At 64.5% G+C, this 11,018-nt stretch carries 8 protein-coding genes; 3 read left to right on the forward strand and 5 right to left on the reverse strand.

Features of this window, described 5'->3' with window-relative positions; all coding sequences use genetic code 11:
- Together RGUI_RS05140 and RGUI_RS05145 are read right to left on the reverse strand one after the other, a co-directional pair.
- Positions 1 to 3,111, reverse strand: coding sequence for an efflux RND transporter permease subunit (locus RGUI_RS05140; RefSeq protein WP_081532059.1), 3,111 nt, complete (start codon positions 3,109 to 3,111; stop codon positions 1 to 3).
- A 19-nt stretch (positions 3,112 to 3,130) separates the two neighbouring features.
- Entirely contained in the window at positions 3,131 to 4,279 is a 1,149-nt protein-coding gene (locus RGUI_RS05145) for an efflux RND transporter periplasmic adaptor subunit (protein ID WP_081532060.1), read from the reverse strand.
- A gap of 198 nt (positions 4,280 to 4,477) precedes the next feature.
- Between RGUI_RS05145 and RGUI_RS05150 the strand changes: the two genes are divergently transcribed.
- Together RGUI_RS05150 and RGUI_RS05155 are read left to right on the forward strand one after the other, a co-directional pair.
- Complete coding sequence (locus RGUI_RS05150) at positions 4,478 to 5,089, forward strand: TetR/AcrR family transcriptional regulator (protein ID WP_081532061.1); 612 nt, start codon at positions 4,478 to 4,480, stop codon at positions 5,087 to 5,089.
- Positions 5,090 to 5,187: 98 nt separating this feature from the next.
- On the forward strand, positions 5,188 to 6,423 hold the full coding sequence (locus RGUI_RS05155; RefSeq protein ID WP_253798860.1) for a methyl-accepting chemotaxis protein: 1,236 nt from the start codon (positions 5,188 to 5,190) through the stop codon (positions 6,421 to 6,423).
- Between the two features lie 90 nt (positions 6,424 to 6,513).
- On the opposite strand, the gene RGUI_RS21105 is transcribed toward RGUI_RS05155, so the two are convergent.
- Positions 6,514 to 6,666, reverse strand: a complete 153-nt coding sequence (locus RGUI_RS21105; protein WP_156882874.1) for a hypothetical protein — start codon at positions 6,664 to 6,666, stop codon at positions 6,514 to 6,516.
- Between the two features lie 108 nt (positions 6,667 to 6,774).
- Positions 6,775 to 7,692: a LysR family transcriptional regulator gene (locus tag RGUI_RS05160; protein ID WP_081532063.1), complete on the reverse strand. Its 918-nt coding sequence runs from the start codon at positions 7,690 to 7,692 to the stop codon at positions 6,775 to 6,777.
- A 103-nt stretch (positions 7,693 to 7,795) separates the two neighbouring features.
- On the opposite strand from RGUI_RS05160, the gene metF reads away from it, so the two are divergent.
- Positions 7,796 to 8,665, forward strand: coding sequence for a methylenetetrahydrofolate reductase [NAD(P)H] (metF, locus tag RGUI_RS05165; protein WP_081532064.1), 870 nt, complete (start codon positions 7,796 to 7,798; stop codon positions 8,663 to 8,665).
- A 51-nt stretch (positions 8,666 to 8,716) separates the two neighbouring features.
- Here the strand turns inward: metF and RGUI_RS05170 are convergent, their stop codons facing one another.
- Positions 8,717 to 11,005 carry a xanthine dehydrogenase family protein molybdopterin-binding subunit gene (locus tag RGUI_RS05170; protein ID WP_081532065.1) on the reverse strand — a complete coding sequence of 763 codons (2,289 nt, stop codon included), beginning with the start codon at positions 11,003 to 11,005 and terminating at the stop codon, positions 8,717 to 8,719.
- Positions 11,006 to 11,018: the final 13 nt, after the last annotated feature.

Here is an 11,018-nt window from a genome sequence, read left to right on the forward strand (position 1 = left end):
TCAGGCGTCTTCACCCCCGGTCCGGCCCGTCGCCCGCCGGATCGTCGTGTAAAAGAGCGGCACAAACAGGATGCCAAGGATCGTGGCACTAAGCGTCCCGCCTAGCACGCCCGAGCCGATGGCATTACGCCCGCCCGACCCGGCGCCGGAACTCAGCACGAGCGGCAGAACGCCCAAAGAGAACGCCATAGAGGTCATGATGATCGGCCGGAACCGCTGGCGCGCAGCCTCCTTGATCGCTGTATAAAGCCCCTCGCCTTCCTTTTCCTGCCGGTCGCGGGCGAATTCCACGATCAGGATCGCGTTCTTTCCGGTCAGGCCGATCACCGTCAGGATCGCCACCTGAAAGAACACGCCGTTTTCAAACTGTCCCAGCCAAGCGCCAACCAGCGCCCCCAGCACCCCGATGGGCATGGCCAGCATCACCGCGAACGGAATCGCCCAGCTTTCGTAAAGCGCGGCAAGACACAGGAACACGGCGGCCAGCGACAGCGCGTAAAGCAGCGGCGCCTGACTGCCCGACTCCCGTTCCTCCAGCGACAGGCCGGTCCATGACACGGCGTAGCCCGGGGGCAGCTGTCCGGCCAGCCGCTCGATCTCGGCCATCGCCTCGCCAGTGGAAACGCCGGTTGCGGGGCTGCCCTGCAACTGCATCGCAGGCACACCGTTATAACGGTTCAGGCCCTGCGGTCCGAACTCCCAGCTTGCGGTGGTAAAGTTGGAAAAGGGCACCAGACCGCCAGAGGCATTCCTGACCCGCCAAAGCTCGATATCCTCGGGCGTGGCCCGCGCCTCGGGCTCGCCCTGCACATAGACGCGCTTGATCCGGCCCCGGTCGACGAAGTCGTTCACATAGCGCCCCGCCCAGGCGATGGACAGAAGGTTGCCCACATCGGAGGCCGACAGCCCCATCGCACCGGCCGCGCGCCAATCGACATCCAGATTGAACTGTGCCGCGTCTTCCTGACCGTTGGGCCGGATGGAGGCGATCTTCTCGCTTTGGCTGGCCATCCCCAGAAGCTGATTGCGGGCGGCCAGCAATTCCTCATGCGTCTGGCCATTTCGGGCCTCCAGGTAGAAATCGAAGCCCGAGACGTTGCCCAGTTCGATCACCGAGGGCGGCACGATGGGAAACACCCGCGCATCCCGGATCTGGCTGAACGCACCGAAGGCCCGGCCGGCGATGGCCTGAACGCTCTGATCCGGTCGTTCCCGTTCCGACCAGTCCTTCAACTGGACGAAGGCGATCCCGTTGTTCTGGCCCCGGCCCGCGAAGCTGAAGCCGACCACGCCGAACATGGAATTCACGTTGGGATCGTTTTCAAGATAGTGGTTCTCGACCTGTTTCACGACATCCAGCGTGCGTTCCGCCGTGGCCCCGGTGGGGGCCTGGATCAGCGTGAACAGGATGCCCTGATCCTCGTCCGGCAGAAAGCCCGTCGGCGTCTTGACGAACAGCCACCCCATCGCGACCGCCATCATGATATAGATCAGCCCGATCCGGAGCGGGCGCCGCACGATATAGCCGACAGACGCGCCATAGCCGCCGGTCAGTTTCTCGAACGCGATGTTGAACCAGCCGAATGGCCCCCGATGGGTGTGCACGGCATCCTTGCCGCGCAAGAGCGTGGCACAAAGCGCCGGCGTCAGCGTCAGCGCCACCAGCACCGACAACGCCATGGCCGAAACGATGGTCACCGAAAACTGCTGATAGATGACCCCGGTGGAGCCGCCGAAAAACGCCATCGGCACGAACACAGCCGACAGAACCAGCGCGATACCGATCAGCGCCCCGGTGATCTGGCCCATGGATTTCCGCGTCGCCTCGCGCGGGGAAAGCCCCTCATCCTCCATGATGCGCTCGACGTTCTCCACCACGACGATGGCGTCATCCACCAGCAGACCGATGGCCAGCACCATCGCCAGCATGGTCAGCGTGTTGATGGAGAAGCCAAAGGCCGCCATCACCCCGAAGGTACCCAAGAGAACGATCGGAACCGCGAGCGTCGGGATCAGCGTCGCGCGGATGTTCTGCAGGAACAGCAGCATGACAAGGAAGACCAGCAAGATCGCCTCGAACAGGGTCTTGATGACCTCCTTGATCGAGATCTCGACGAAAGGCGTGGTGTCATAGGGAATGACGTAGTCGACGCCTTCGGGGAAGAACTGCGCGGCTTCCTCCAAACGCTCTTTCACGAGGTTTGCCGTATCAAGCGCATTTGCGCCCGGTGCCAGGCGGATCGCCATACCGGCCGCGGGTTGGCGGTTGAACCGGGCAATCGTGCCATAGCTTTCCGCCCCGATCTCGACCCGAGCGACGTCCTTCAGCAGAACCAGCCCGCCATCGGTTTCGGCGCGCAGCACGATGCCCTCGAAATCCTCGGGCGTGGACAGCAGCGACTGCGCGGTGATCGTGGCGTTCAACTGCTGGCCTTCAGGCGCGGGCAGTGCGCCGAAAGACCCCGCCGAGATCTGGGCGTTTTCCGCCGAGACGGCAGAGACCACGTCAGAGGGCGTCAGTTCATAGGCCGCAAGTTTCGACGGGTCCAGCCAGATGCGCATGGCATATTGCGCGCCGAAGACCTGCACCTCGCCCACGCCCTCGATCCGTGAGAACGGGTCGACGAGGTTTGTTACCATGTAGTCGGACAAATCCACCTGTTCCAGCGCACCATCGGTGGAGATCAGACCGATCACCATCAGGAACCCGGCAGACGATTTGCGCACCGTCACCCCCTGCCGCTGCACTGTTTCCGGCAGCAGACTTGTGGCCTGTGACAGCTTGTTCTGCACCTGCACCTGCGCAATGTCGGGGTCGGTCCCGGTCTCGAAGGTCAGGGTGATCTCTGCCTGCCCCTGCGAGGTCGAGGAAGACGAGAAGTAGCGCAACCCGTCCAGCCCGGTCATCTGCTGTTCGACGACCTGCGTGACCGTGTTGGCGACGGTCTCAGCCGAGGCACCGGGATAGCTCGCCGACACCGTGACCGAGGGCGGCGCGATCTGCGGATATTGCGCGACCGGCAGGCTGAAGATCGACAACAGCCCCACCCCCATGATCAGGATCGCGATAACCCAGGCGAAGACCGGGCGGTCGATGAAGAAACGGGCCATGTCGGGCGCTCCTGCGGGTTCAGTTCTGCGGCTGGGGGTCTTGGCGTTCTTCGGGCGTCACGGTCGCCCCGGCGGCGATCTTCTGGAAACCCGCCACGACCACGCGGTCGCCATCGGCGACACCACCGGTGACGATCCAGACATTGCCGCGGTCGCGCTCCACGTCCAGCACGCGCGCTTCCACCTTGTTTTCCGCGGTGACCACCATCACGGTCGGACGGCCGCGCCGGTCACGGCTGACGGCCTCCTGCGGGACGAGAAAGGCGTTTTCGACCATGCCGGTGGGCAGGTCCACCTGAACATACATGCCCGGCAAGAGCAGCGTGTCGGGGTTGGGAAATTCCATCCGCAGGACCACAACGCCGGTCTGTTCATCGACATGGGGTTCGGCCGCAGTCAGCGTGCCGGTCATGTCATACCCGCCGCCGTCGGGCAGGCGCAGGGTCACCGTCGGGTCGACCCGTTCCAGATCGGTCGCCAGATGCCCGCGCCGCCAGCGCACGATCTCTGCCGCCGACATGGTGACATCCACATAAACCGGATCAAGCGTCCGGATCACCGCCAGCGGATCGGACTGCCCCGCCGTCACCAGCGCCCCGGCCGAGGTCAGAGAGCGGCCGACCGTCCCAGACAGCGGCGCCTTGATCGTTGTGCGTTCATTGTCGATCTGCGCGGCCAGAAGCTGTGCCTCGGCCACCTTCAGCGCCGCCGCGGCACTGTCGCGTGCGGCAACGGCATCGTCCACGTTCTGCTCGCTGGTAACATTGCGCTGCAGCAGTTCCTGCAGGCGCCGCGCCTCTTTCTCAGCCGCCTTCAGCGCGGCCTCGGCCTGCGTCACGGCGGCCTCGGCCGCAGCGACCTGCGCCTCATAGCTGGCCGCATCGATGCGGTAGAGCGGCTCCCCAAGCTCCACCACGGCGCCTTCCTTGAACAGCCGTTCGGTGATGATGCCGGCGACCTGCGGCCGAACCTCTGCCACGCCGGAGGCCACAACGCGGCCCGGCAGTGTCGAGGTCAGCGTCACATCCTGCGCCTGAAGCGTGACCACCGTCACGGCTGTGGGCGGTCGCCCCCCCTGCCCGCCGGGGGCCTGGGCTTGGGCGACGGGCGCAAAGGCCAGCGACGCGGCGCAGAAGAGCGGGAGCAAACGGCGAAGGGCAAGGCGCATGGGGGAAGGACCTGTCGGATGGTGAAGCATGGGAGGAAAGCGCGGGACAATTTACAAAACCCGTGAGTTTTGTTATTCGCAAATCTTCCGCCGCGCAAGTCGCAATTCTTGCGCAGTGTTCTGTGACCCCCTGAACAGAAGGCCCGCCATGGACAACGCACCAGGCGAAGCAGCGCCGCGCCGGGGCCGCCCCCGAAGATGGCCCCCGAAGACCGTGAAGCCATGATCCTGGACGCGGCCGAACGGGTACTGCTGACAAAAGGCCTGCCCGGCACCACGATGGCCGCGGTCGCACGAGAGGCCGGGATGTCCAAGCGCACGCTCTATTCCGTCTTCGACGGGCGTATCGCGCTGTTTTCCGCGCTTGTGCGGCGGGTGCGGGCGATGGTCGTGGCCCCGTTGGAGCCGGCCCAGCACTCCCTGCCCCTGCGCCCGCGCCTGCGTCTGCTGCTGGCACCGGACCGGCGGCCCGCGGCGGGGTCGGCCGCGCTGGAAATCCTGCGCGTCGCCGTGGCCGAGGCACCCCGCCATCCCGACCTGGCCACCAGCGTTCTGGAGGAAGGCCCGCGCGCCATTCACCGTCTGATTCGCAACGAACTCGACCGCGGTGTGGCGGATGGTGAAATCGCGCTGGACGACACCGGGGCCGCGGCGGCCTTGCTGGCCGACATGGCGCTGCGCTGCCCGCTGGAAAAGCTCCTGTCTCCCGAACCGCCCAATGACGATCCCGAGGCGATGCGCGCCCGGGTCGACAAGGCTATCGACGTTTTCCTTGGCGGGATCGGCGCATACACGCCACGGGTGGACTGAAGCGACAGCGCAATCACGGCATGCTGCGTCGATTCCGCTCTGGATCGCGGCCAATACCGCTATAGTTGACCAAGAATCCCATTCGGACACGTATGACGATGCGCCCCCAGACAAGCCACGATATCGGACGGTTCGACAAATCCTTCCTGATCCACATGATCAAGGATTTCTTCCTTGTTCTCGTGGCCGTGACGATCCTCGAATTCGGTCTCAAGGCGGCGCTGGTCTACTACAAGTTCAAGGTCGATGGCGAACGGCAGGCCGCAGTCGTGGCCGAGGATCTGGCCGAGAACGTCCGCGCGATCATGAGAAACGAGGGCGGACCGGTCGCCGCGCGCACGATGTATCCGATCTTGGACCGCAACTGGGACGACCTCGGCTACAAGGTCGCGATCGAACCGTCGGATGTCACGATACGCTCGATCGAGCAGGGCTTCGGCTTCGTGCCGGAAGGCATCCCTGCGGCTTGGCCCGACGGGCATTACCGCGAAGCCACCGTTCGTATCGAGGCCGAGACGTTCTGCCTGACCTGCCATAGCGAGGCGAATGTCGGCGATGTGCTGGGCCAGGTGCGGGTACGTAACTATCTGGACCGCGATTTCGCCTTGTGGTTCGAGGAGATCACCTTTTCTGCCGGTCTGGCGGTGGGCAAGATCGTCCTGCACTCGATCCTGCTGTTTTTGATCCTGCGCGCCCGGATGGAGCCGCTCTTGCGGCTGCGGTCAGTCGTGTCGAACCTCGCCCGCGCCTTCGGCAGCCTGACCGAACGGGCAGAGGTGCGCACCGCCGACGAATTCGGCGCCCTCGCCCATGACCTGAACCTGTTTCTCGACCGGATCAACCGGCTGATCGACGAGCTTGATCACGTGCTGCGCCGGGTGGTGGCCGTCAACGACGATATCGTCAAGCTGCAGGGCGACTTGCGCGGCCGGATCGACGGTGTCGTCTCTGGCACCCGGCAGTTGGAGCGCGATGCGATGCTGCGCGCCAAGCGGGAACCCTTGTTGTCGGAAGAGTGGTTCGACGCGGTGCGCGCCAGCGTGGCGGAACTGGATACGCGGCTGGCCGAGGTCGGCCATCAACCTCAGGCCGGTGAACTTCTGGAAAACTTGCGCGCCGTCATCGGCAATGCGGATGCGCAGATCAAGACAAGCGAGGCGCTGTTCGAAGGTCTTGCCGCCCTGGGCGATGAAACCGAGGCGTTGAAAGGCGCAATGGCAGAAATGGCCCGGATGGAAGAGCGCCTGAAATCGATCATGGAAAGCGGCGGCATGCTGGTGCGGCGCCTGCGGCCCGATCTTGTCGATCAGAACACGCCGTCGGGGGCGCGATAGGCCACGACAGCGCCTGCGCGCCTTGTCGCGAACGGCAAAAGGCCCGGCACAGGCAACAGCCGGCCGGGCCCTTCAAACACAGCTCTGCATTTACTTCTGGGTGAAGACCTGCCCCGGCACGATCTGACCGGCGGTCGTCCGAAGAACCTTGCGTTCCTGGTCCGCCCCGGGATGCACCAGAATTGCCAGAACCGCTGCAACCAGGCCGGACACGCCCAGCAGCTCAAATCTCAGAAATTTCATCTGCTCTGCCTCATCATTCTCAGGATGATTTATCGACGCACTGTCGCACCGGAAGAGGTAGGTATCAATTGTGGTGCAAGAAAGGAGCAAAAGCGTTGCCTTTGCGCCTCAGGCCCCGCGCAGCGCCCGTTGCAGCTTGACCGGCTCGCTCCGGGCCAGTCGGATGAAATGCGCGATATAGGGCTTTCCGGCGTCCTCTGTGCGTGTCGCGGCATAGATGCGGCGCGTCAGCCCCCCTTCGGTCAGGCGACGCACTGCGAAATCCCGGTCGTTGCGAACCTCGCGCACCACCCAGTCGGGCAGCACGGTCACCCCGCGGCCAGAGGCCACCAGCATCAGGATCACCGCGGTCAGTTCTACCGGGCGCACGCTTTGCGGCTCTACCCGCGCAGGGTTCAGAAGCCCCGTGAAGACATCAAGCCGCGCACGGTCCACCGGATAGGTGATCAGAACCTGATCCGCGAAATCCGCGGCCTCTATGACCGATTTGGCCGCCAAGGGGTGCGAAGCGGCGCAGACGAACACCGGCTCATAGTCGAAAAGCGGTGCAAATCCGATCCCCTCGATCTCTTCTGGGTCGGAGGAAATCACGACATCCACATCTTCTCGGGACAGCGCGGGCAATGCCTCGAACGACAGGCCCGGCCGGATATCCACGTCGATTTCGGGCCATGCCTTGCGGAACACCTCCAAGAGCGGCAACAGCCAGTCATAGCAGGCATGGCATTCCAGCGTCAGGTGCATCCGCCCCGACCTTCCGGATTTCATCCCCTCGATCTCTCCTTCCAGCGCGGCAATCTCGGGCAGTACACGCTCGGCCGTTCGAAGCAGCTTCAGCCCCGCGGGCGACAGCCGCAAGGGCTTGGTCCGGCGCACGAAAAGCTCCATCCCCACCTGTTCTTCCAGCCCCTTGACCTGATGGGACAGCGCCGATTGCGTGATGTTCAAACGCTCGGCTGCACGGGCCAGACCGCCGTGATCATGGATCGCCTTGATGGTGCGCAGATGGCGGAGTTCGAGGTGCATCTTGTTACAATACTCATATAGATGATGAGAACTATGAGTTTGTTTCACAGACGGGTCTATGCGACAAGCTCTGGAAATGCCGAATCCGTCCGGAGAGCCTGCCATGTCTGCCCCCCGCGTATCTTTCGAATTCTTCCCGCCGAAATCCATCGAGGCGAGCTTCAACCTGTGGGACGCCGTGCGCGGCCTTGCTCCGCTCAAGCCGGAATTCGTCTCGGTCACCTACGGGGCCGGCGGCACGACGCGCAAGCTGACCCATGACGCGGTGGAGACCATCCACAAGCATTACGGGCTGAACGTGGCCGCGCATCTGACCTGCGTGGAGGCAAGCCGGGCCGAGACGATGGAGATCGTGGAGTCTTATGCCGAGGTCGGTGTAACCGAGATCGTGGCGCTGCGCGGCGACCCGCCCAAGGGGGAAGGCAAGTTCACCCCCCATGCCGAGGGGTTCCAGTCGTCCTGCGAACTGGTGGCCGCCTTGGCCGAGACCGGCAAGTTCAAGATCCGCGTCGGCGCCTATCCCGATCCGCACCCGGAATCGAAGGGGGCGGGCGACGATGTCCGCTGGCTGAAGAAGAAGTTCGAGGCCGGAGCGCATTCCGCCATCACCCAGTTCTTCTTCGAGGCCGATACCTTCTTCCGCTTCCGCGACGCCTGCGAGAAGGAAGGGATCGACGGATCGAAAATCATCCCCGGCATCCTGCCGATCGAGAAATGGGGCGGTGTGCGGAAATTCGCGAAGAACTGCGGCGCCCATGTCCCCGCCTGGGTGGACGAGGCGTTCGAGAAGGCGATCCGCGACGACCGCGAGGGTCTTTTGGGCAAGGCGATGGCGACGGAGCTTTGCACCGAACTGATGAAGGGTGGCGTGGAGGATTTCCACTTCTACACCCTGAACAAGTCCTACCTGACGCGCGACATCTGCCACGCTCTGGGCGTACAGTCCGCCGCGCAGTTAGAGGAAGTGGCCTGAAAGCCACTTGATCGGTGAGATGCGCCCGCCTGGGCGGGCGTCTCATCCTGCCTAGGCATTCCCTTGCAACATCTGCCACACGCGTTTCGGCGTGAACGGCATGTCGGCCCGGCGCACGCCCTTGTCCCACAACGCATCCTGAACGGCGTTCGCCACCGCGGCGAGTGCGCCCACGGTGCCGGCCTCGCCACAGCCCTTCATGCCCAGCGCGTTGGCCGTTGACGGCACGGATTCGGTCGTGAAGGTCAGGAACGGCATGTCATCGGCGCGCGGCATGGCGTAGTCCATGAAACTCGCCGTCAGCAACTGGCCATAGGCGTCATGGCCGACCTCTTCGCAGATCGCCTGTCCGATGCCTTGTGCCACGCCGCCATGCACCTGCCCCTCGGCCAGCCGCGGGTTCATCAGGTTCCCGAAATCATCGGTGACGGCGTATTTCACAACCGCTGTCTTTCCCGTCTCCGGGTCGATCTCGACCTCGGCCACATGGGCGCCGTTGGGATAGGACCGACCGGGAAGCGTATATTCCGCCTTGTGCCGCAGCAGGTCCTGTCTCCCCGCCGCGCGGGCCATCTCCACCGCCTCCAGCAGCGTCGGGGTCAGGTTCGATCCCGGCGCGCGGAAGGTCTCGCCGTCGAAATCCACCTTGTCGGCCTCGACCCCCATCTCATCCGCAAGGAAGGGCGTGAAGGCCGCCACCATCTTCTCGACCGTCGCCAGCGTCGCGTTCGATTGCGTGGTGACAGAGCGCGAACCGCCCGTGCCCCCGCCCTTGGCGATGCGGTCGCTGTCGCCCTGAATGACACGGATCTTCTCGACCGGGATGCCGGTGCGGTCCGACAGGAACTGCGCATAGACCGTTTCGTGCCCCTGCCCGCCCGACTGCGTACCCACATAGAGGTTCACCGTGCCGTCGGCGCAGAATTCGACATCCGCACCTTCTGTCGGATCGCCTAGGATCGACTCGATGTAGTAGCAAAGCCCCAGGCCCCTGAGCCGACCCTGGGCAGCACTGTCCGCCTTGCGGGCCGCAAAGCCAGAGACATCTGCGACCGTCCGGACCCGGTCCAGCACCCGCACGAAATCGCCCACGTCGTAGAGTTCTCCACTTGGCGTGCGATAGGGAAATGCGTCCGCCGCGATGAAGTTGCGCCGACGCAAATCCCACGGGTCGACGCCCAGCGCCCGCGCGGCATAGTCCATCGCGCGTTCCAGCGCATAGATCGCCTCGGGCCGTCCGGCGCCGCGATAGGCATCGACAGGCGTTGTGTTGGTGTAGATGCCCTTCACCTGCAACAGCGCGGCAGGAATGTCATAGGTCCCGGTCAACACCTTCGCGAACAGTTGCGACTGGATCGGCTGGGCGAATTCGGAATTGTAGGCCCCCAGATTGGACAGCGTCGTCACCCGATAGCCGGTGATCCGATAGTCCGCGTCGAAGGCCAGTTCCACGGTCGAGGTCAGATCGCGCCCGGCATTGTCGGTCAGCATTGCCTCCGTCCGATCCGACATCCAGCGCACGGGGCGGCCCGTGACGCGCGCCGCCTGGGCGATGACATAGTATTCGGGATAGGTGAACCCCTTCATGCCAAAGCCGCCGCCCACATCGGGGTTGGTCACCCGCACGGCGTCCTCGGGCAAGTGGAACATCCTGGCCAGCTTGGTCTTCTGGCCCCAGACCCCCTGCCCGTTCACGCACAGATGCACGCGCCCGTCCTGCCATTCGGCAAAGGCGCCCCGCGGCTCCATCGAATTGACGATGATCCGGTTGTCGGGAATCTCGACCGAGACGACATGCGCCGCCGCGTCGAAGGCCGCGTTCACGGCGTCCTCGTCACCCAACAGATAGTCATAGGCGACATTGTCCGGCGCTTCGGGGTGGATGTCCGGCCCGCCGGGGCTGACGGCCAGATGCGGCGCCTCTTCGTCCAGATCGAATTCGATCATCTCCACCGCGTCGCGTGCGGCGTTCAGCGTCTCGGCCACGACCACCGCCATCGCCTCCCCCACGAAACGGACACGGTCCTTGGCCAAGAGCGGCCGCAGCGGCGCCGCGCCCCGCGACCCGTCGCGGTTCTTGACCACCGTCGCCGCCATGTTGATGTCGATCCCCGCGGCCTCCAGATCCGCCACGGTCAGCACCGCATGGACCCCGGGCGCGGCCTTCGCCTCCTCCACATGCAGCGCGCGGATTTCGGCATGGGCATAGGGCGCACGCAGGAAGACCGCATAAAGCGCCCCTTCGGGCACGATGTCGTCCACATACCGGCCGTGGCCAGTCAACAGGCGCACATCTTCGAGGCGCGTCACCGTCTGGCTCTTGCCGAATTTCGATTCCATGAGGGCCTCCCTG

The organism is Rhodovulum sp. P5, from assembly GCF_002079305.1.
Lineage (GTDB): Bacteria > Pseudomonadota > Alphaproteobacteria > Rhodobacterales > Rhodobacteraceae > Rhodovulum.